This window comes from Paraburkholderia sp. USG1, from assembly GCF_031570135.1.
GTDB lineage: Bacteria > Pseudomonadota > Gammaproteobacteria > Burkholderiales > Burkholderiaceae > Paraburkholderia > Paraburkholderia dioscoreae.
Window position 1 is genome coordinate 17,800 of the sequence record NZ_JAMWXW010000022.1, and the last position, 19,799, is coordinate 37,598.

Sequence of the window (19,799 nt, forward strand, 5' to 3'; positions counted from 1 at the left end):
GCGGACGCTGTTGGAGGCACAGTCGATATGGGAAGATGTGATCGCAGTAACGGTATTTGCTCACGTCGAACAACGAATGCGAGCCGCGGCGAGGTCGCACCGGCTGTTGCCGACGGTTCTGATGTGTAGAATGCGATTGGTTGAAAAGCTTCTGAACTAATTGCTTTTTTGAAACAGCGCTAGCGGTGCCTGGAGAGGAAATAATGAACGAGCTAGATGATCTTGACGATGACACTGAAGCGTTGTCCGTCGGTTCAATGGTAGTACCTTCCGGATCTTCGGATCGGGCAATTGAAAAGCATTTCGAGTCTGGACGCCTTCGTGTCGTCCAAGAAAAAAACGACATCTTCATGTCGCATATTATCGATTTCATCAAGGGATCTAATCAAGATCGAGTGTGGGGAAACCTGCGTCCTGAATACCAGCGTCGTCTTCGCTGGGATACAAAAAAGAAATCTAAGCTTATCGAAAGTTTCATAATGAACGTGCCGGTTCCGCCCGTCTTTCTGTACGAAAAGAGTTTGGGGAAATTCGAAGTAATGGATGGACAACAGCGATTGAACGCCGTCGCGGAATTTATGAGCGGCGAATTTGCTCTTGAAGGGCTGGATATTTGGCAAGCATTAAACGGCCGGACCTATTCTGAAATCCCTCCTCTGATCCGTCGTGGCTTGGAAAGGGCAAAGATTTCGGCTATTACGTTGATGTCAGATAGCTCGTCAGTTGAGGAGGATAGCCTCGATCTGAGAGCTCAAGTTTTTGAACGTTTGAACACTGGTGGAGAAAGGCTCAATGCTCAGGAACTTCGAAACTCTTTATATTCAGGCTCGTTCAATGAAATTCTTATCGAGTTGTCGAAGGATCGCCTGTACACCGACGCATGGGGAATTCCAAATCATCAGGATCACACTCGCGGGGATGGGACGGTCAGCGAGAAACTCAAAAACGATCCGCTATATAAACGAATGACGGACGTGGAGATCGTACTACGTTTCTTCGCGTTTAGGGACCCAACCACCATTTCTGGGTCGGTTAGAGCTATGCTCGACAATACCATGAAACGCAACCGACATTGCAATGATGCCGACGCGGACGGTCTCAAAGCATCCTTCAGAGCGGCCTTGCAGCTATGCGTCGAAGTGTTCGACGATTTGGTGTTTTGCCTTCCCGCAGTCGGCAAGAGTAAATCGAAGCGATCGCGACCGTTGTTTGACGCCGAGATGGTCGCGATGTCTATGCACATGGAGAATTATGCCGAGATACTCGCGAATAAAAATGCTATTAAGAAGGCGGTGTTAAAACTACTCGCGCCAGCGAGTGAACACTACGCACTCATGGTTGGGCGGGGAAACACGGCCTCTACGATTAAGGACCGCATATCCAAAGTGTACGATGTGATTTCGGAAGTGCTGAATGGCTAGTTTCGCCAGCGCCAAGACAACCGCTAGAAATTATCTGGAAGAGATAATTTCTACGGTGCGGATTCGACAAAGCTATAACGATATTATCGTTTCTCAATCTGGTGCGCTCTTTGCAGCTTTTGCTCATGATCAAATAGCGAAAGGAAAATTGCAGGAGGCGCTTAAGCACAAGGATACCGACACAAACTCTCTTTTTATGGCACTCGTCGTTCAGGCGAACGGTGTGTTTGAACAGTACATAAGGAATTTTACGTCCGCAGCATTAGAGGCCAGACGCCTCGAATGCGAAAAATATTCGGATCTTGATGATGAGCTTAGGTATGACCACATAGTCGCGTCTGCAAGAGTCCTCTCGTTTCTAAAAAAGGGCGACGTCAACGGGCAGAAATTTAATTTTCCGAGGTTAATATCACAACTTGGTGCTTGCTTTACTAATAGTGCGGAATATTATTTAAGTGGAGATGTGTTTACGATTCTTCTTGGAAACTGCACCCCTGCTCGACTAGAAAATCTTTTTAAAACTTTCGGTCTTAGTGATCCATTTTCCGAAGAAATTGGGGAAAACGCGATGCTAAAGAAAAGGATGAAAGAAACAAAGCGAGCGAAAGTTGCAAAAATGAGTCGAGAAGAATTAGAACGACAGATTGATCTAAGGAACACAATTGTTCATGGTGACCTTCGACCTACGGTCAACCTCAATGACGTTCAAGAATCCGTAGACTTCTTCTCTGCACTGATTGACGCGTTTGATAGCTTGGCAGAAAAAGAACTTGGCTGATCGTCTGGGCGCTTTCGTCCGCGAATGCAATCAAGGTCGATGACCCGCCATCGACTTTGGCGGATTCAGTGACCGCTTTCGTCTGCTAGCGATGCTCGAGTATCGAACCGCGTCATCGAGTGAACGTCGCTTCCTGGCCGCGTCTGGTCGGATGGGCTGCCCACCGTTACTGCAATCCGGTGCGCCAGCAGACGAGGCGTCCCCTTCAGAGAACCCGGAGGTTTCGGATTCGTCCGATGGTCGGCGAGCGTTGGAGGATGAGGTCGGTGATGTACTCGGGGAGTAGCGCCCGGGGGATGTTGGCAGGCACGTCCCGCACGAGCTGGGATGGGACCTGGACGATGAATGCGTCGGGCTCGCTCTTCAGGCTGTGTTCGTAACTGACGCGGTAGTCCATGGTCTTGAGCAAGGCCGAGGGGGATTGTGGGTATCGTGTCGTTCGCTAAGGTTCAGAAACAGGCGAGACACTGTACGAAAGCGTTCTGGAGCGGTCTTTGCTGATCGACGCCGATCCCAATGCTGGCGCGGCAGGCAGCCGTTTTCAGTGTGCCGCAGAGGCCAAATCTCGGGGTGTGACGGTATACGAACCGCAGAAAACGGCAGTATACCGTCAGAAATACCGTCACATAATTGTAGCTGTACCGGGTTTCAGCGAGACGGTGGTAGACGTCCGATTCGCCGAAAATCGAGTTATTTCAACGAGTTATGGCCGTCCTGAGACGTGCTGAGCATCCGCTCCACGTACCGCGCAATCAGATCAATCTCCAGATTCACCCGCGTGCCTTCACGCAGATGTTTGAGCGCCGTCACTTCCACCGTGTGCGGAATCAGGTTGATCGAGAATTCGCAGCCATCGTCGCGATCTTTAACCGAGTTGACGGTCAAGCTCACGCCGTTGACAGTGATAGAGCCTTTGTACGCCAGATAGCGGCCGATCTCGCGCGGCGCCAGCACGCGTAGTTCGTGCGATTCGCCGACCGGCGCGAAATGCGTGACCGTGCCGAGGCCATCCACGTGGCCGGAGACGATATGGCCGCCGAGCCGGTCGTGCGCGCGCAGTGCCTTCTCGAGATTGACTTCGCCGATCTCCCCAAGGCCTGCCGTGCAGTTCAGGCTCTCGCGCGACACGTCGACTTCGAACGAATGGTCGGTCCTGGCGACCACGGTCATGCAGGCGCCCTGGATCGTGATGCTGTCGCCGAGCTGCACGTCGCTGAGATCGAGGCCGCCGGCTTCGACGTTCAGGCGCACGCCCGCGTCGCCGTTCGCGCCGAGCGGCTTGACTGATTCAATGCGGCCCACGGCCGCGACGATTCCTGTGAACATCGTGCTAATCCTTGATCATTTCGAAACGGGTTGGGACGCGGGATCGCCGCCGGGTTCGGGTACGGGTGCGGTCTGAGGCGCGGGCTGCGCCACAAAGCGCGCGAGAATCCGCAGATCGTCGCCGATCCGGTCGACTGCGTGGAAGCTCAGTTTGACGCGATCCTCGAGCGTTTCAGGGGCGGCCAGACTGAACATGCTCATCGAATCCATGCCGAGCAGGCTCGGCGCGAGATACACGAGCAGTTCGTCGACACAGCCTTCGCGCAGCAGCGAGCCATTCAGCTTGTAGCCCGCCTCGACATGCAGTTCGTTCACGTTACGCTCGCCGAGCACTTTCAGCACTGCAGGCAGATCGACCTTGCCGGCCGGGTTCGCCAGCTGAACGATTTCGGCGCCACGATCGCGCAACGCGTTGGCGCGATCGGTATGGCGTTGATCGAGATTGCCGCAGAAGATCAATGTGGGCGCGCCGGCCAGAATTTGCGCTTCGGGGGGCACGTCGAGCTGGCTGTCGATCAGCACGCGTTGCGGCTGGCGCGGCGTGTCGACGGCGCGCACCGTCATGCGCGGATCGTCTCCTCTGACGGTGCCGATGCCGGTCAGGATCGCCGATGCGCGAGCGCGCCAGGCGTGGCCGTCGGCGCGCGCCGCTTCGCCGGTAATCCATTGGCTGACGCCTGAAGGCAAGCCGGTGCGGCCATCCAGCGAGGCCGCGACTTTCATGCGTACCCACGGGCGGCCGCGGGTCATGCGCGAGACGAAGCCGATATTGAGTTCGTGCGCTTCGTTGGCGAGCAGGCCGCAGCGCACTTCGATGCCGGCGTCGCGCAGTATGGCGAGACCGCGTCCGGATACGAGCGGATTGGGATCTTCCATCGCCGCGACCACGAGCGCGATCTGGGCTTCGATGAGCGCGTTGACGCACGGCGGCGTGCGGCCGAAGTGGCTGCATGGCTCCAGCGTCACGTAGGCGGTGGCGCCGCGCAGATCATGGCCGCGCGAGCGCGCATCTTTCAATGCGCGGATCTCGGCGTGATCCTGACCGGCCGGTTGAGTGAAGCCTTCGCCGATTACCTCGCCATTCTTGACGAGCACGCAGCCAACCCGGGGATTCGGATCGGTGGTGTACATGCCGCGCCTGGCCAACGCGAGCGCGCGTTCCATATGGACGAAATCGGTTTGCGAAAACATCGGTGTCCGGTCGGGTACGGTGGCTAGGCTGTAATGAACGTCAGTCTCGACGGTGTGTGGTCTCGCCGGTTTCAGGCCGCGAGCGAGGCGAATGCCCCGCGTGCGGCGTCGATCGTGGCGTCGACGATTGCGTCGTCGTGAACGATCGAGACAAAACCCGCTTCATAGGCCGACGGCGCGAAGTACACGCCGGCATCCAGCATCTTGTGGAAGAACGCGTTGAAACGCGGCACGTCGCTTTGCGTGACTTCGGCGAAGCTGGTCGGGATCGACTCCGTGAAGTAGAGGCCGAACATGCCGCCGAGCGAATCGGCCGCGAACGGCACCTTGGCTTCACGCGCGACATTCGCGAGACCCTGTGCGAGGCGTGTGGTGCGCGCGGCGAGCGTGTCGTAAAAGCCGGGCGCCTGGATCAGTTGCAGCGTTTTCAGACCGGCCGCGACTGCGATCGGGTTGCCCGACAGCGTGCCCGCCTGATAGACGCCGCCGAGCGGCGCGAGGTGAGCCATGATGTCGCGCCGTCCGCCAAAGGCCGCCGCCGGCATGCCGCCGCCGATCACCTTGCCGAGACACGTCAGATCCGGCGTGATGCCGTAGACCTCTTGAGCACCCCCCAGCGCGACGCGGAAGCCGCACATCACTTCGTCGAAAATCAGCACCGAACCGTACTCGCTGCACAGGCGCCGCAACGCTTGCAGGAATTCGGACGTGGCGCGCACGAGGTTCATGTTGCCGGCCACCGGCTCGACGATCACCGAGGCGATCTCGTTGCCGAACGCCTTGAACGCTTCTTCGAGTTCGGCGACGTTGTTGTACTCGAGCACGGTGGTGTGTTTGGCGATATCCGCGGGCACGCCCGCCGAAGTCGGATTGCCGAAGGTCAGCAGGCCCGAACCGGCCTTGACCAGCAGGCTGTCCGCGTGGCCGTGATAGCAGCCCTCGAACTTGACGATACGGGTGCGGTTCGTGAAGCCGCGAGCCAGGCGCAGCGCGCTCATGGTCGCTTCGGTGCCGCTCGACACCATGCGCACCTGTTCGATGGAAGGCACCAGTTTGCAGATTTCTTCGGCGATTTCCACTTCCGATTCGGTCGGCGCACCGAACGAGAAGCCGTTGCCCAGCACGCGCTGCACGGCCTCGAGCACCTCCGGATGGACGTGGCCGAGGATCATCGGGCCCCATGAGCCGATGTAGTCGATATAACGCTGACCGTCCGCGTCCCAGAAGTAGGCGCCCTGCGCTCGTTCGATGAAGCGCGGCGTGCCGCCGACCGAACGGAAAGCGCGGACCGGCGAGTTCACGCCGCCGGGAATGGTGCGTTGCGCGCGTTCGAAGAGGGTTTCGTTTTTGGACATGGCGATGACCGGAATGTGGGTTGCGCAGCGGCGCGGGTTGCCCGTGGGCGGTTCGCGCGGCGCTGGGATAGGTGGGGAAATTGTACCGGAGTCAGCGTGAACAGGCTCTACGGGTGCCCCAGCGGAGCGGGCGTCCCGTTCAGCTTTTGCGCACGCCTTTCGTGGCTGCGTGCTTTTTTGCCGCGGCGTGCGCCGTGACCTTGCTCGAACGCGTGGGGCCCGGCTGCGCATCGAGCCTGGGCGGCTTGCGCTTGCCGGTGAGCTCCGCCCAGCGCTTTTCCAGCGCGCCTTCGGCGATCGGCTTGATCACCGTTCCTGAACTCTGCGCATCCCACGTCTGCACGGAAAATGGATGCGTGCGCAACATCTCGCGCGGGATCACCACGGCTTCATGGGCATCGACCAGCCAGTCGTACACGAAGTCGATGCATAAACGGTAGCCTCGCTTCGTCGCGGCATCCGGGACTTCGTACGGCGCGCGGGTCACATACCCGGAGCCGAAAATGCCCTTCGGTTCCTGCGCGACACGATGCAGGAAGACGCGATCGCCAGGCAGGATGCTGCGCGCAAATCCGCAGCCCCACACGTCGGTTACCGCGACACCGGTGGAGACGCGTTTGGCCACGTCGGGCAGCTCGGGCCAGGGCCATTTCCTGGGGCTCCAGATCAACAGGAATGCGGTCATCGCAAGATCGACACGTGATGGTTGGGAAGGGCGCCGCGAACAGTTTTCACGCGCAGGCCGCAAGCGTTCTGGCGGCAGCTTAACCGATCGGCGGCGCGCCTGCCGTGCATCGTCGATGTCTTTCAGGCATCTTCGTGATCACTGTCACAACCCTGTCCGAAGTCCGCGAGCGCGTTAACCGTCGAGTACAATTGACGCTGCCAAGCTGCTGCTTTCCCCGTTCCACCTGTTGCGCTGCCGATGGCGGCGCGGCGCTTCATCTGGATTCCCATGTCTCACGTCACCAGAAGCCGGCCCGATGGCCGGCTGATTCTGTTGCTCGGTGCGCTCGCTGCATGCGGGCCGATTTCGATCGATATGTATCTGCCGAGCCTGCCGACCATCGCGCAGGCGTTCGCCATCAGCACCGGCGCTGCGCAGACCACGCTCACCAGTTTCATGTTCGGTTTTTCGATCGGCATGCTGCTGTATGGTCCGCTGTCGGATACCTACGGCCGCCGGCCGGTGCTGCTCGGCGGGATCGTCATGTATGCGCTGGCCAGCGTGGCCTGTGCGTTGTCGTTCTCGATCGGCTCGCTGGTGATATTCCGTTTCGTGCAGGCGTTGGGCGCGGGCGCGGCTTCGGTGCTGGCGCGCGCCATTGCACGCGACGCCCACGGGCCGACCGACGCCGCCCGCGTGCTGTCCATGCTCGCCATCGTCACGTCGATCGGGCCTTTGCTTGCGCCGCTGATCGGTGGTCAGTTGCTGCTGCTCGGCGGCTGGCGTGTCGTCTTCGTCGTGCTGACGCTGTTCGGTACGGTGTGCGCGGTCACCGCGTTTCTCAAGGTGCCGGAAACGTGGCCGCGCGAGAAACGCGCGCAGTCGGCGCTGCTGAAATCGTTCGGCGCGTACGGCAAGTTGTTGCGCGATCCGGTTGCGTGGGGGCACATGCTGTGCGGCGGCATGGCGTTCGCGTCGATGTTCGCGTACATCACGGCAACGCCGTTCGTCTACATCGAGTATTTCCATGTGTCGGCGCAGCATTACGGCTTTCTGTTCGCGTTGAATATTGTCGGCATCATGTTCGGCAACTTCATGAATACGCGACTTGTCGGCCGGCTCGGCTCGTTGCCGCTGATTTCTTTTGCCGCAACCGTGAGTTGCATAGCTTCGCTGTTCGTTGGTCTCGTGTCGCTGACCGGTTGGGGCGGTCTGTGGTCGATCGTGTTCGGCCTGTTCTTCGTGGTCGGCGTGGTCGGTCTTCTGTCCGCCAACTGCACGACCGATCTGATGCATCGCTATCCGGTGAATGCTGGCGCCGCGGCTGCGGTGTTCGGCGCCGTGCAGTTGGCGCTCGGCGCGCTGTCGAGCCTCGCGGTCGGACTCTGGCAGGATGGCTCGCCCAAAGGTATGGGCGTGGTGGTGGGCGTGGCGGGCCTGCTTTGTTATCTCGGCCGGATCCTGGTCGTCAGGTGGCATGGAACCAAGGCGCCTGTTGCTGTCGTTTAAAGGCTGACCAGACGCAAGCCGCGCGGCGTCTACGGAAAACACCAGGTGTTGCGCGCACGCGACCGTGCGTTTCAATTTGCATTGCTATGATGGAGCCACTGTTCCTCGGAGCGGCAATCATGGCGATCAGAGATTTGATGAGTGGCGAACGGCAACACGCTGCTTTCGCTGAAGCGCAGAAGCTGGCAGACAGCGGCGCCTATCACGATTACACGGACATCGAATACGTCTTGCGCTTTGATTACGGCTTGTCTGATGTATCGGCGCTGCTCGACAGTCAGTTGATGCATCGCGACCTGAACCGCCGTTGCGCGGATGCGCGCGAGAAGCTTGAAATGCTTGACGTGTGAGGTGTGGCGCGCAGTTGAGCGCCTCACCATTCAAACGTGCCGGTTGCGTGCGGCGCTTTGCCTTGAATGGGCAAGGCTTGCGCATTGCATGATGACTCGCGTGGTCGCTTCATCGCTTATGCGCAACGGAATGCAGCCGCGCGAACGACTCGCGTGCAGCGTCATGCGTTGTCACATCTGGAGTGGTATTCATGGCTGATAGTCAGCACGACTCGCATCTGCCGCGTACAGAAAATCCTGCCACGCTTTCGAAGCCGGGTGGCCACTATAGTCACGTCGCGGTTGCGAATGGTTTTGTGTTCGTCTCGGGACAACTACCGATTACCCCGCAGGGCGACAAGCTGTCCGAGGCGTCGTTCGAGGTTCAGGCCGAACAGGTGCTGGCCAATGTGCAGGCGGCGCTCAAAGGTGCGGGCAGTAGCGTCGCGCAACTGGTGCAGGTGCGCGTCTACATTGTCGATGTCGAGCACTGGATGAGCTTCAACCAGATCTACGCGCGGTGGGCGGGCGAAGCTCGGCCGGCGCGTGCCGTCGTGCCGGTTCCGCAACTGCACTACGGCTTCAGGATCGAGGTCGAGGCGACGGCGCTGGTTGCTGCGCGATAACCGCGTTGGTATCGATTTCGATATCGTTCCTTCTGGCATCTGGCCGCGTCGACTTCATCTGATCGGAGCGCGCCACATGGGCGCTTTCGTACTGTGCTCGACCTCTCGTCCTGAACGTTCATTGCCTTGCGCGAAACCTCGAAGCGTGTCCGTACGCAAGGTTCAAATGCCGCTCAACGTACGCGTAATCGTGTCGCACAACCATTGCTGCGCCGCTGAATCCTCAATGTGAGGTTGCCAGTGGAGATTGACATCGAACGACGATATGGGAAAGGGCAATGGCAGCGTGCGCATTTTTCCGTCGCTCGCGAAGGTGCGCGCCACCCTGGTCGGGAGTGTCAGGACGAGGTCGGTAGACGCGATCACGGCAACGATATTCGTGAAGTGCGGCACGCGCAGCGCAATCCTTCTGGACAAGCCCAACTCCGTCATCACGTCTTCCACGAGGTGGTGACCGGAGAAAGGCGCAACGACCACATGGTTCGCGCAGACGTATTCTTCCAGGCTCAGCGTGTCTCCAATTGACGGATGCGCGGCACTGATCAGGCAGGAATAGGTTTCCGTAAAAAGCGTGCGTTTTCTTGCCTGGCCACCTGAGAGTTGCAGGTTTCCGACAGCCGCGTCGATGCTTCCCGTGGTCAGCCATTCCGTAATCCGTTCGCTGTCCATTTGCACAATTTCCAAAGCCACCGACGGCGCGGTTTCCTGCAATTCCTTGACGAGATGCGGCAAGAGGTAAAGCTCGCCCAGGTCCGACAGCGCGAGGCGAAAGCAGCGGGTCGACCTGGCCGGATCGAAATGGCGGGTGGCCGATATGGCCGTCTCGATGCTGTCGAGCGCATGCCTGAACGACTGAAATAGCTGACTCGCGTTGAAGGTCGGAATCATGCCTTCGCGCGTGCGCGTGAAAAGCGGATCCTGCAACAGGTCGCGCAACCTGCTGAGTGAATGACTGACCGAAGGCTGCGTGATGTTCAGCCGCTTCGCTGCGCCACTCACACTGCCTGTCTCGTAGATAGCGATAAAAGCGCGAATGAGGTTCAGGTCTGTAGTCGCCATGATGATTGTCAAATATAGACAACATCTATTATTGAATCGAAAAATAGATGATTTGATTTATTTTATATCGGCTCCTAGCATCAACGCATCGACTAGGAAGAAACCTCATGACTACCGTTCATCAAGCATGCTATGAAATCCTTCGTGAGCAAGGATTGACCACCTTCTTCGGCAACCCCGGTTCGAACGAGCTGCCGTTTCTCAAAGACTTCCCTCAAGACTTCCGCTACATCCTGGGCCTTCAGGAGGCGGCGGTGGTCGGCATGGCCGACGGCTATGCTCAAGCAACCGGCCGCCCCGGCTTCGTGAATTTGCACTCCGCAGCGGGTACCGGCAATGCGATGGGTGCGCTCGCGAATGCGTGGAATTCGCATACGCCGCTCGTCGTCACAGCCGGGCAGCAAGTGCGTACGATGGTCGGCGTCGAAGCCTTGCTGACCAATGTGGATGCGGCGGCGCTGCCACGTCCTCTGGTGAAGTGGAGCTGCGAGCCGAGTTGCGCGCAAGAAGTCCCGCTCGCATTGAGCCGCGCGATTCATATGGCCGCCACGCCGGCTGCTGGTCCGGTGTATGTATCGGTGCCGTATGACGACTGGAAACAGGAAGCAGGGTCCGGCGTCGAACATCTGGCAAAGCGTCGCGTCGAACTTGCAGGAATGCCCTCCGCAGAGATGCTGGCGAGGCTGGTCGGCTCGCTCGAAGGCGCTCACAACCCGGTGATGGTGGTCGGCCCCGATGTGGATGCGAGCCATGCGAACGCATACGCCGTCGCGCTTGCCGAAAAACTCTCGATGCCCGTATGGATGGCGCCTTCCGCTTCACGCTGCGCCTTTCCGACTACGCATGCGTGTTTCCGCGGATTGCTGCCGGCCGGTATTGCAAGCATCAGCCGAATCCTCGAAGGCCATGACCTCGTGCTGGTCGTCGGCGCGCCGGTGTTCCGCTATCACCAGTACGAACCCGGCGACTATCTGCCGCACGGCACGCGACTTATCGCCATTACGTGCGATATCAACGAAGCGACGCGTGCCCCAATGGGCGATGCGGTCATTGCGGACATCGGGCTGACGCTTCGCGCGCTCGGCGAAACGGTCTCGCAGAGCAAGCGACCCATGCCCGTCGCCGTGCGTCGGCCGGAGCCGGCACCGGAGGCGCCAGGCACGCTGACACCCGAACGCGTTTTCGACATCGTCGACGAGTTGGCTCCGCGTGACGCCATCTACGTCAATGAGTCGACCTCGACCACGAGCATCCTCTGGCAGCGTTTGCGCATGACCGGGCAGGGCAGCTATTACTTCGCCGCGGCCGGTGGTCTCGGCTTCGCGTTGCCGGCCGCTGTCGGCATTCAGTTGGCGAGGCCGGAGCGGCAGGTCATCGGCGTGATTGGCGACGGGTCGGCGAACTACAGTATTCAGGCGCTCTGGACTGCGGCTCAGTACGACATCCCGGCGATTTTCATCATCATGAAGAACGGCACCTATGGCGCGCTTCGCTGGTTCGCGGGCGTCCTTCAGGTCGAAGACGTTCCAGGCCTTGACGTGCCGGGTCTCGACTTCTGCGCTCTGGCTCGTGGCTACGGCGTAGAGGCCGTGCATGCCGACTCCGGCGAAGCATTGGCCTCTGCGCTGCGTCACGCGCTGGCGAGTAACAAGCCGATGCTGATCGAAGTCGAAACGCGGGCGGCATGAGCGAGTCGAGGAAAATGTCATGACCAAGTGGATTCTTTCTTTCGCTATGACTCGTCCCCGATCTCCTGAAACCACCGCTGCTCCCAGACGGAGAGCTTGTCCTTTTTTAAATGGCGCCGCGGATTGCCGCACATCCAGCAACTGCATGGTGTAGGTGTATCGACGACCTTGCCGAGTTCCTCGGAAGTGAGGCGCCGCCCCCACCAGTAATAGCAGCGATTTTTTCTGATTCGCGCCCGGTCTGCCCGGCGCCGCGCTGTACCCGCCATTTCGCACCTCGATTTCAGTAGCTGAATGTGCAAAAGCCCGCTCGAGGCGGGCTGGATGGCAAAGCGGGTTTTCGTGAAGTCTAGACCTTCTGGCGGCGCTTGTCGTGCTCGTGTAGCGAAGGCTGATCAGTTTGGTCTGAGCACATGCGGTACCAACGAAAAACGGGCAAGGCGGCCCGTTTGCATTGCTGTTCTGGCGGAGGCGGTGAGATTCGAACTCACGGAAAGATTGCTCCTTCGCCGGTTTTCAAGACCGGTGCCTTAAACCACTCGGCCACACCTCCAAGCCCTAAATTGTAACCTGAAAAAACCTCGTTGCGGCGTGCGGTCGATCCGCAATCACTGCGGATCTTTCAGAAACAGCTCCTGTAAATCGTTCAGGAACGCCTGGCCAAGCGGCGTCGGCGCAATCTTTTCGTGGTCGCGCGTGATCAGCTTGCGCCGTTCGGCCTCCTGCAAAGCCGGTTCGATCGACGTCATCGACATTCCCGTGCGCTCGATAAACCGATGCACCGGAAACCCTTCCACCAGCCGCAGCGCGTTCAGCATGAACTCGAATGGAAGGTCGCGCGTCCCGACTTCATGCTCTTCCTGCACCGCCGTGCCGGCCTTAGCCTGCTCGATGAAGGTGGTGGGATGCTTGTAACGCGCCTGACGCAGCACGCGATTCGGAAACGAGAGCTTCGTATGCGCACCCGCACCAATGCCGAGATAGTCGCCGAAGCGCCAGTAGTTCAGATTGTGCTTGCTCTGCCGATGCGGCTGCGCATACGCCGATACCTCATACCGTTCGTAACCCGCAGCCGAGGTGCGCTCGTGAATCCAGTCCTGCATATCGGCGGAGGCGTCGTCGTCGGGCAGAGCGGGCGGAAACTTCGCGAACAGCGTGTTCGGTTCGAGCGTCAGGTGGTACAGCGACAGATGCGGCGGCGCGAACGACAACGCGGTCTCGACATCGGTCTGGCATTCGGCGAGCGTCTGCCCCGGCAGCGCGAACATCAGGTCGAGATTGAAGTTGTCGAAGGTGGTTGACGCAACTTCGACGGCATGGCGCGCTTGCGCCGAATCGTGAATACGGCCGAGCGCCTTCAGATGCGCTTCATTGAAGCTCTGGATGCCCACCGAGAGCCGGTTCACACCGCTCGCGCGAAACTGCGCGAATTTGGCGGCTTCGAACGTGCCGGGGTTGGCTTCGAGCGTGATTTCCGCGTCGGCGTCGAGCGGCAGCAGCGCACGCACGTCCGACAGCATGCGATCGAGCCCGGCCGCCGAAAGCAGGCTGGGCGTCCCCCCGCCGATGAACACCGTATGCACCTGGCGCCCCCAGACGAGCGGCAGCGCCATCTCCAGATCGGCGCGCAAGGCATCGAGATATTCGTTTTCCGGGAACGTATCGCCTTTCCATTCGTGCGAATTGAAGTCGCAATACGGACACTTGCGTACGCACCACGGAAAATGCACGTACAACGCCAACGGCGGCAGCGACGTCAGCCGGATGCTGCCCGGCGACGTGAACGCCTTGATAATGCCATTGCCGATATCGGCGGGGGTGGGCTTGATCGGAATCACGCTTCCTCCGTCAGGCGCGCGAGCAGTTGCCGCAATGCAATCGCGCGATGGCTGCTGGCGTTTTTCACCGCCGGTTCGAGTTCGGCGGCGCTCGCATTCAGCGCGGGCAAAAAGAAGTACGGGTCGTAGCCGAAACCATGTGTGCCGCGCGGCGCGTCGAGCATTTCGCCGTGCCAACGGCCTTCGGCGATCAGCGGTTCGGGATCGTCGGCGTGACGCACCAGAGCCAGTACGCAGAAGTAATACGCGCGCCGGTCGGTTTCGCCGCGCAACGCCGACATGAGATGTGCATTGTTCGCCGCGTCGCTCTTTTCGCCGCCGGCAAGTTGCGCGTAGCGCGCCGAATAGACGCCCGGTGCGCCGCGTAGCGCGCGCACGCAAAGGCCCGAGTCGTCGGCAAGCGCGGGCAGACCGGTCAGCTTCGCCGCATGGCGAGCCTTGGCCAGCGCGTTTTCGACGAACGTGGGATGCGGCTCTTCGGCTTCCGGCACGTTCAGTTCGCCTTGCGCAATCAGTTCGATGCCGGCGGCGCCGAGCAACGCCGCGAACTCGCGCAGCTTGCCCGCGTTGTTCGACGCCAGCACGACTTTTTTCAACGGCGAACCGTATGCGGCCGCGCCGTTGTCCTGATTCACCTCATTCACCCTTTTGCTCCAGCGCCGCCTTCTGCTTCGCGATCAGCGTATTGATGCCGTCGCTTGCCAGATCCAGCAGCGCGTTCATTTCGTCGCGCGAGAAGGGCACGCCTTCAGCGGTGCCCTGAATTTCGACGAAGCCGCCAGCGCCTGTCATCACCACGTTCATGTCGGTGTCGCACTGCGAATCTTCGTCGTAGTCGAGGTCCAGCACCGGCAGTCCGTCGTACACGCCTACCGAAATCGCCGCGACGTAGTCGGTGATCGGCGAGCTCTCGATGCGGCCCGTGGCCAGCAGTCTGGCCACCGCGTCATGCGCGGCCACGAACGCGCCGGTAATGCTGGCCGTGCGCGTGCCGCCGTCGGCCTGGATCACGTCGCAGTCGATATGCAATGTGCGCACGCCGAGCTTCTCCAGATCGAACACCGAGCGCAGCGCGCGGCCGATCAACCGCTGGATTTCCTGGGTGCGGCCGGTCTGCTTGCCGCGCGCGGCCTCGCGGTCGCTGCGGGTGTGCGTGGCGCGCGGCAGCATGCCGTATTCGGCGGTGAGCCAGCCCTGGCCGCGGTCGCGCAGGAACGACGGCACGCTCTCGGCGATGCTCGCGGTGCAGATCACTTTCGTGTCGCCGAATTCGACCAGCACCGAGCCCTCCGCGTGCTTCGTGTAGTGGCGCGTAATGCGCACGTCGCGCAGCTGGTCGGCCTGACGGCCGCTGGGGCGTTGGGTGTTGTTGGTCATGTTGGAATCGGTCAGGAAAAATGCAGGAGGGAAAGCGCGATTTTACAGCCGATCGGGCGCGGCGGCTGCCCGCATGTGCCTTGGCTCTCCAAGGGGCTCGTCGCCAAAAATGGGATAATGGTGTTTCCCCGCCCCGCGCCTCGTACACGCCGGGCGATTCGACTCTCCGGCCATCGTCGAACGCATGGCCACAATCGCGAGAAATACGATGATCTACAGCATGACTGGCTATGCGAGCGCCACGCGCGAACTCGTCGGAGCCTCAGGCACAGGCGGCGTGAGCGTATCGGTCGAACTGCGCACCGTGAACTCGCGCTTTCTCGATCTGAACTTCCGCATGCCGGAAGACGTGCGCGTGAGCGAACCCACGCTGCGCGAGATGTTGATGAACAAGCTGTCGCGCGGCAAGGTCGATATCCGTATCAATCTGCAACGCAGCGATCAGTCTGCCAACGCGGGCTCGATCAATCGCGAAGCGCTGGCGCAACTCGCGCTGCTCGAACGCACGGTGCTCTCCACGTTTCCGGAAGCAGGGCGGCTGCGCACCGGCGAAATTCTGCGCTGGCCCGGCATTCTGGCGGAAAGCGGCGTGGCGCCCGAAGTGCTGCGCGACGCCGTGCTCGCATGCGGCAAGCAGGCCATTACGGACCTGATCGACGTGCGCGCTCGCGAAGGCGCGCAACTGGCGACCATGCTGCTCGCCAACGTCACTGAAATGGAAGCGATCGTCACGAAGATCACCCCGCTCGTGCCGGAACTGATCGCCAAGCATCAGCAGAAGATTGTCGAACGCTTGCAGGAAGCGCTCGGTATCGCCGCGCCGGATACGGCGACGACGAGTGTCTCGCGCGAAGAGATCAACGAGCGGATTCGCCAGGAAGTGACGATGTACGGCATCCGTATCGACATCGCCGAAGAACTGTCGCGCCTCACGGCTCACCTGAACGAAACGCGTCACGTGATCCAGAAGGGCGGCAAGGTCGGCAAGCGCCTCGACTTCATGATGCAGGAGCTCAATCGAGAAGCGAACACGCTCGGGTCGAAGGCGGCCGCGAAGGAACTGGCGGATTCGTCGATGACCCTGAAGCTGCTCATCGAACAGATGCGCGAACAGGTACAGAATCTGGAATAAGCTGGAGCACCACAAAAATGACCGACCACACACGCGAAACGCCGCGCAATCCTTACGCCGGTGCTTACCCGGGCAACCTGTTCATGGTCGTCGCGCCGTCGGGCGCGGGCAAGTCGACGCTCGTGAACGCGCTGCTCGCCGGCGACGACGCGATCCGTCTGTCGATTTCGTACACGACGCGCCCGCCGCGTCCGAAGGAGCAGGACGGCGAGCACTACCACTTCACCACCGTCGACGATTTCATGCAGCGTCACGATGCCGGCGAGTTTCTGGAAAGCGCGGAAGTGCACGGCAACTACTACGGCACCTCGCGCGTGTGGATCGAGGACCAGATGAAAAGCGGCCATGACGTGCTGCTCGAAATCGACTGGCAAGGCGCGCAGCAGGTGAAAAAGCAGTTTCACAACGCGGTCGAAATCTTCATTTTGCCGCCGTCGCTCGAAGCGCTCGAAGAGCGTCTGAAGAAGCGCGGCCAGGACGAGCCGAACGTGATCACACGCCGGCTGCTCGCGGCCGGTAGCGAGATGGCGCACGCGGCGGAAGCGGAGTACGTGGTGATCAACGAGAACTTCGATCGCGCGCTCGGTGAATTGCAATGCCTCGTGGCCGCGACGCGTTCGCGCTTCGCCTCGCAATACGCGCGCCACACGCAGCTTTTCGTGCAGCTCGGCATTCACCTGCCACACGCGTAAGCGCGGCGGCGTACCGAGCACATAAGGTAGAATAAGCAACATACTGAGAAGGAACCCAACATGGCCCGCATTACCGTCGAAGACTGCCTCAAACAGATCCCGAACCGTTTCGAACTGGCGCTTGCCGCAACCTATCGCGCGCGTCAGCTCGCTCAAGGCCACACGCCGAAGATCGAAAGCCGCGACAAGCCCACGGTCGTCGCGTTGCGCGAAATCGCGGCCGGTCAGGTCGGTGTCGAAATGCTGAAGAAGGTGCCTGTTTAAGGCGCACTGTTCCGTTTTCGATTGCGCATTTGCCACACCTGTAATTGATCAACGTGCAGACCGGCGTCCAACCCTAACCGATACGGAGGCGAACATGAGTACGACCCCGCCCACCGCCACGGAAGTGGAACACGACGCCGACTCGCCCTCGTCTGCACGGAAGTACATCGACGCGGTCCTCGAACAGTCGTTTCGCCATCTGTTCGGCCCGACCGCCACGCCGGAGCAACCGCGCCGGCATGACGTCGTCTCCATTGCCAAGCTGACGTCCGCCTTGTCCGGCTATCTGCAGCCGGAAGAGATCAAGGAAGTCAAGGCGGCCTTCCATTTCAGCGACGAAGCCCACCTCGGCCAGTACCGCCAGAGCGGCGAGCCTTACATCACGCATCCGGTTGCCGTCGCGGAAATCTGCGCCGGCTGGAATCTCGACGCCCAGTCGATCATGGCGGCGCTGCTGCATGACGTGATGGAAGACCAGGGCGTGACCAAGGCCGAACTCGCCGAGCGTTTCGGTGCGAAGGTCGCGGAACTGGTCGACGGCTTGTCCAAGCTCGACAAGATGGAGTTTCGCAATCGCGAGGAAGCGCAGGCGGAAAATTTCCGCAAGATGCTGCTCGCAATGGCGCGCGACGTCCGCGTGATTCTGGTGAAGCTCGCCGACCGGCTGCACAACATGCGCACGCTGGGTGCCGTGCCGGCCGAAAAACGCCGCCGCGTGGCGCGCGAAACGCTGGATATCTACGCGCCGATCGCTCACCGGCTGGGCCTGAACAATACGTATCGCGAACTGCAGGACCTGAGCTTCGCGAACTTCAATCCGCACCGGTACGCCACGCTCGAAAAAGCCGTCAAGGCGGCGCGCGGCAACCGGCGCGAAGTGGTCGGCAAGATTCTCGAGTCGGTGCAGCGCGCGATTGCAGACGCGAAGCTCGACGCCGAAGTCACCGGCCGCGAAAAAACCATCTTCAGCATCTACAAGAAGATGCGCGACAAGCAGCTGTCGTTCTCGCAGGTGCTCGACGTGTATGGCTTTCGCGTCGTGGTGGAGAGCGCGCTGGAGTGCTACACCTGCATCGGCGCTCTGCATGCGCTGTACAAGCCCGTGCCGGGCAAGTTCAAGGATTACATCGCAATCCCGAAGGTGAACGGCTACCAATCGCTGCACACCACGCTGGTCGGCCCGTTCGGCGCGCCGATCGAGTTTCAGGTGCGCACGCGCAAGATGCACGAAATCGCCGAAGCGGGCGTGGCCGCGCACTGGCTGTACAAGAACGGCGGCGCCGATCTGAACGACGTGCAGAAGCGCGCGCACCAATGGCTCAAGTCGCTGCTCGACATTCAGAGCGAAGCAGGCGACTCGAGCGAATTCCTCGAGCACGTCAAGATCGATCTGTTCCCAGACGCGGTGTACGTGTTCACGCCGAAGTCGAAGATCATGGCGCTGCCGCGCGGCGCCACGGCGCTGGACTTCGCGTATTCGATCCACAGCGACCTGGGCAACCAGTGCGTCGCGGTGAAGATCAACAATGAACTGCTGCCGCTGCGCACCGAACTGAAGAGCGGCGATATCGTCGAAGTCATCACGGCGCCGTATTCGAAGCCGAATCCGGCGTGGCTCGGTTTCGTGCGTACCGGCAAGGCGCGCTCGGCCATCCGTCATTATCTGAAGACCATGCGCCTGAACGAGTCCGTTCAGCTTGGTGAGCGCCTGGTCGATCAGGCGCTGAAGGGTTATGGGCTGGCCCTCTCGGACGTCACGCCGGAAGCGTGGGAAAAGCTCGTGCAGTGGACGGGCAACAAGAACCGCCAGGAAATTTTCGCGGACATCGGCCTTGGCCGGCGTGTCGCGGCGGTCATGGCCAAACGCATCGAAGTGCTGATGAGCGGCCGCGACGCCGACGACGACGGCTCGCGCTCCGACAGCAACGCCCCGCATGCGCCGCCGGTTGTCATCACCGGTACGGAGGGCATGTCGGTACAACTGTCCGCGTGCTGCCGTCCAATTCCGGGCGACGACATCATGGGCTATATCGGCATCGGTCTCGGCATGGCCATTCACACCACGGATTGCCGCGTCGCGCAGCGTATCCACCGGCGTGATCCGGGCCGCTGGATCGACGTCGCCTGGGCGCCGCAACCGGGGCGTCTGTTCGACGTCGCCGTGAAGGTGCTGGTCAAGAATACCAAGGGCGTGTTTGCGCGCGTGGCGGCGGATATCACGTCGGCGGATGCCAACATCGTCCACATTGCAATGGACGAAGATCTGTCGCAGGAATCCACGGTGCTGCGCTTCGTGATTCAGGTCAGCGACCGCGTCCACCTGGCCAATGTAATGCGCCGCGTGCGCACGAACCCGGACGTCATGCGCATTGCACGCGAACGGCCGAGCGAGGAAGGCCATCACCGTCACGAGGGCGGGATGCGGATCGACCGCGAGCGGGCTGACTACTGATCGGCTGCGGCGGCCCTGAGGCGGCCTCGGGCCGTTTCTTATCTCTTCGTGCGAATCTGAACGCACCGGCTACGCGCGAGTCTCAACTGAAACTC

Annotated in this window: 19 protein-coding genes and 1 tRNA gene; 10 read left to right on the top strand and 10 right to left on the bottom strand. The window is 60.6% G+C overall.

The genetic code is table 11. The features are described from left to right. Positions 1 to 203 precede the first annotated feature (203 nt). Both NE850_RS26030 and NE850_RS26035 read left to right on the top strand, forming a co-directional pair. Positions 204 to 1,421, top strand: coding sequence for a DUF262 domain-containing protein (locus tag NE850_RS26030; RefSeq protein WP_310699596.1), 1,218 nt, complete (start codon positions 204 to 206; stop codon positions 1,419 to 1,421). Beyond that, entirely contained in the window at positions 1,414 to 2,199 is a 786-nt protein-coding gene (locus NE850_RS26035) for a HEPN domain-containing protein (RefSeq protein WP_310699597.1), read from the top strand. The genes NE850_RS26030 and NE850_RS26035 overlap by 8 nt, the downstream gene beginning before the upstream one ends. Before the next feature lie 205 nt (positions 2,200 to 2,404). Here NE850_RS26035 and NE850_RS26040 read toward each other — a convergent pair whose 3' ends face one another. From NE850_RS26040 to NE850_RS26060, 5 genes are all read right to left on the bottom strand, one after another. After that, positions 2,405 to 2,596: a hypothetical protein gene (locus tag NE850_RS26040; protein ID WP_236561364.1), complete on the bottom strand. Its 192-nt coding sequence runs from the start codon at positions 2,594 to 2,596 to the stop codon at positions 2,405 to 2,407. Positions 2,597 to 2,889: 293 nt separating this feature from the next. Then, complete coding sequence (locus NE850_RS26045) at positions 2,890 to 3,525, bottom strand: riboflavin synthase (protein WP_007180792.1); 636 nt, start codon at positions 3,523 to 3,525, stop codon at positions 2,890 to 2,892. A gap of 15 nt (positions 3,526 to 3,540) precedes the next feature. Further along, positions 3,541 to 4,716 (bottom strand): bifunctional diaminohydroxyphosphoribosylaminopyrimidine deaminase/5-amino-6-(5-phosphoribosylamino)uracil reductase RibD, encoded by a 1,176-nt coding sequence (ribD, locus tag NE850_RS26050; protein ID WP_165186872.1) that lies wholly within the window; start codon positions 4,714 to 4,716, stop codon positions 3,541 to 3,543. Positions 4,717 to 4,787: 71 nt separating this feature from the next. Then, positions 4,788 to 6,071, bottom strand: coding sequence for a glutamate-1-semialdehyde 2,1-aminomutase (gene hemL / locus NE850_RS26055; RefSeq protein WP_007180794.1), 1,284 nt, complete (start codon positions 6,069 to 6,071; stop codon positions 4,788 to 4,790). A gap of 139 nt (positions 6,072 to 6,210) precedes the next feature. Next, positions 6,211 to 6,756 carry a hypothetical protein gene (locus NE850_RS26060; RefSeq protein WP_007180795.1) on the bottom strand — a complete coding sequence of 182 codons (546 nt, stop codon included), beginning with the start codon at positions 6,754 to 6,756 and terminating at the stop codon, positions 6,211 to 6,213. Positions 6,757 to 7,026: 270 nt separating this feature from the next. Here NE850_RS26060 and NE850_RS26065 point away from each other — a divergent pair, with 270 nt between their 5' ends. The 3 genes from NE850_RS26065 (at position 7,027) to NE850_RS26075 (ending at position 9,202) form a co-directional block, all read left to right on the top strand. Then, on the top strand, positions 7,027 to 8,247 hold the full coding sequence (locus tag NE850_RS26065; RefSeq protein WP_035518518.1) for a Bcr/CflA family multidrug efflux MFS transporter: 1,221 nt from the start codon (positions 7,027 to 7,029) through the stop codon (positions 8,245 to 8,247). A gap of 119 nt (positions 8,248 to 8,366) precedes the next feature. After that, a complete protein-coding gene (locus NE850_RS26070) occupies positions 8,367 to 8,597 on the top strand; it encodes a hypothetical protein (protein ID WP_007180797.1) in 231 nt (76 codons plus the stop codon). Positions 8,598 to 8,788: 191 nt separating this feature from the next. Further along, complete coding sequence (locus NE850_RS26075; RefSeq protein ID WP_165186869.1) at positions 8,789 to 9,202, top strand: RidA family protein; 414 nt, start codon at positions 8,789 to 8,791, stop codon at positions 9,200 to 9,202. Positions 9,203 to 9,364: 162 nt separating this feature from the next. Here NE850_RS26075 and NE850_RS26080 read toward each other — a convergent pair whose 3' ends face one another. Then, positions 9,365 to 10,261 (bottom strand): LysR family transcriptional regulator, encoded by an 897-nt coding sequence (locus NE850_RS26080; protein ID WP_007180799.1) that lies wholly within the window; start codon positions 10,259 to 10,261, stop codon positions 9,365 to 9,367. A gap of 107 nt (positions 10,262 to 10,368) precedes the next feature. Between NE850_RS26080 and mdlC the strand changes: the two genes are divergently transcribed. Further along, on the top strand, positions 10,369 to 11,949 hold the full coding sequence (gene mdlC / locus NE850_RS26085) for a benzoylformate decarboxylase (protein WP_310699598.1): 1,581 nt from the start codon (positions 10,369 to 10,371) through the stop codon (positions 11,947 to 11,949). 463 nt (positions 11,950 to 12,412) lie between these two features. Here the strand turns inward: mdlC and NE850_RS26090 are convergent. The 4 genes from NE850_RS26090 to rph form a co-directional block, all read right to left on the bottom strand. Beyond that, a tRNA-Ser gene (locus NE850_RS26090) sits at positions 12,413 to 12,502 on the bottom strand. A gap of 55 nt (positions 12,503 to 12,557) precedes the next feature. Next, positions 12,558 to 13,787 (bottom strand): radical SAM family heme chaperone HemW, encoded by a 1,230-nt coding sequence (gene hemW, locus NE850_RS26095; RefSeq protein ID WP_165186833.1) that lies wholly within the window; start codon positions 13,785 to 13,787, stop codon positions 12,558 to 12,560. After that, positions 13,784 to 14,431 (bottom strand): RdgB/HAM1 family non-canonical purine NTP pyrophosphatase, encoded by a 648-nt coding sequence (gene rdgB / locus NE850_RS26100; RefSeq protein ID WP_007180803.1) that lies wholly within the window; start codon positions 14,429 to 14,431, stop codon positions 13,784 to 13,786. The genes hemW and rdgB overlap by 4 nt, the downstream gene beginning before the upstream one ends. Continuing rightward, positions 14,424 to 15,164 carry a ribonuclease PH gene (rph, locus tag NE850_RS26105; protein WP_007180804.1) on the bottom strand — a complete coding sequence of 247 codons (741 nt, stop codon included), beginning with the start codon at positions 15,162 to 15,164 and terminating at the stop codon, positions 14,424 to 14,426. The genes rdgB and rph overlap by 8 nt, the downstream gene beginning before the upstream one ends. Positions 15,165 to 15,372: 208 nt before the next feature. On the opposite strand from rph, the gene NE850_RS26110 reads away from it, so the two are divergent. The 4 genes from NE850_RS26110 (at position 15,373) to NE850_RS26125 (ending at position 19,704) form a co-directional block, all read left to right on the top strand. Further along, positions 15,373 to 16,296, top strand: a complete 924-nt coding sequence (locus NE850_RS26110; protein WP_007180805.1) for a YicC/YloC family endoribonuclease — start codon at positions 15,373 to 15,375, stop codon at positions 16,294 to 16,296. Positions 16,297 to 16,313: 17 nt separating this feature from the next. Further along, the gene (gene gmk, locus NE850_RS26115) at positions 16,314 to 16,988 is read left to right on the top strand and encodes a guanylate kinase (protein WP_007180806.1); all 675 of its coding nucleotides are present in this window, start codon (positions 16,314 to 16,316) and stop codon (positions 16,986 to 16,988) included. A gap of 60 nt (positions 16,989 to 17,048) precedes the next feature. Continuing rightward, the gene (gene rpoZ / locus NE850_RS26120; RefSeq protein ID WP_006025620.1) at positions 17,049 to 17,252 is read left to right on the top strand and encodes a DNA-directed RNA polymerase subunit omega; all 204 of its coding nucleotides are present in this window, start codon (positions 17,049 to 17,051) and stop codon (positions 17,250 to 17,252) included. A 94-nt stretch (positions 17,253 to 17,346) separates the two neighbouring features. Next, positions 17,347 to 19,704 carry a bifunctional (p)ppGpp synthetase/guanosine-3',5'-bis(diphosphate) 3'-pyrophosphohydrolase gene (locus NE850_RS26125; protein WP_007180807.1) on the top strand — a complete coding sequence of 786 codons (2,358 nt, stop codon included), beginning with the start codon at positions 17,347 to 17,349 and terminating at the stop codon, positions 19,702 to 19,704. The last annotated feature ends 95 nt before the right edge of the window (positions 19,705 to 19,799 follow it).

What these genes read in the sequence shown, in the direction of transcription:
- rph (WP_007180804.1), bottom strand. Translation starts at nt 15,164, where the DNA reads ATGACCAACAACACCCAACGCCCCAGCGGCCGTCAGGCCGACCAGCTG.
- NE850_RS26080 (WP_007180799.1), bottom strand. Translation starts at nt 10,261, where the DNA reads ATGGCGACTACAGACCTGAACCTCATTCGCGCTTTTATCGCTATCTAC.
- NE850_RS26125 (WP_007180807.1), top strand. Translation starts at nt 17,347, where the DNA reads ATGAGTACGACCCCGCCCACCGCCACGGAAGTGGAACACGACGCCGAC.
- NE850_RS26035 (WP_310699597.1), top strand. Translation starts at nt 1,414, where the DNA reads ATGGCTAGTTTCGCCAGCGCCAAGACAACCGCTAGAAATTATCTGGAA.
- NE850_RS26060 (WP_007180795.1), bottom strand. Translation starts at nt 6,756, where the DNA reads ATGACCGCATTCCTGTTGATCTGGAGCCCCAGGAAATGGCCCTGGCCC.
- NE850_RS26040 (WP_236561364.1), bottom strand. Translation starts at nt 2,596, where the DNA reads ATGGACTACCGCGTCAGTTACGAACACAGCCTGAAGAGCGAGCCCGAC.
- NE850_RS26075 (WP_165186869.1), top strand. Translation starts at nt 8,789, where the DNA reads ATGGCTGATAGTCAGCACGACTCGCATCTGCCGCGTACAGAAAATCCT.
- NE850_RS26110 (WP_007180805.1), top strand. Translation starts at nt 15,373, where the DNA reads ATGATCTACAGCATGACTGGCTATGCGAGCGCCACGCGCGAACTCGTC.
- rpoZ (WP_006025620.1), top strand. Translation starts at nt 17,049, where the DNA reads ATGGCCCGCATTACCGTCGAAGACTGCCTCAAACAGATCCCGAACCGT.
- NE850_RS26045 (WP_007180792.1), bottom strand. Translation starts at nt 3,525, where the DNA reads ATGTTCACAGGAATCGTCGCGGCCGTGGGCCGCATTGAATCAGTCAAG.
- NE850_RS26070 (WP_007180797.1), top strand. Translation starts at nt 8,367, where the DNA reads ATGGCGATCAGAGATTTGATGAGTGGCGAACGGCAACACGCTGCTTTC.
- ribD (WP_165186872.1), bottom strand. Translation starts at nt 4,716, where the DNA reads ATGTTTTCGCAAACCGATTTCGTCCATATGGAACGCGCGCTCGCGTTG.
- NE850_RS26065 (WP_035518518.1), top strand. Translation starts at nt 7,027, where the DNA reads ATGTCTCACGTCACCAGAAGCCGGCCCGATGGCCGGCTGATTCTGTTG.
- gmk (WP_007180806.1), top strand. Translation starts at nt 16,314, where the DNA reads ATGACCGACCACACACGCGAAACGCCGCGCAATCCTTACGCCGGTGCT.
- hemL (WP_007180794.1), bottom strand. Translation starts at nt 6,071, where the DNA reads ATGTCCAAAAACGAAACCCTCTTCGAACGCGCGCAACGCACCATTCCC.
- mdlC (WP_310699598.1), top strand. Translation starts at nt 10,369, where the DNA reads ATGACTACCGTTCATCAAGCATGCTATGAAATCCTTCGTGAGCAAGGA.
- NE850_RS26030 (WP_310699596.1), top strand. Translation starts at nt 204, where the DNA reads ATGAACGAGCTAGATGATCTTGACGATGACACTGAAGCGTTGTCCGTC.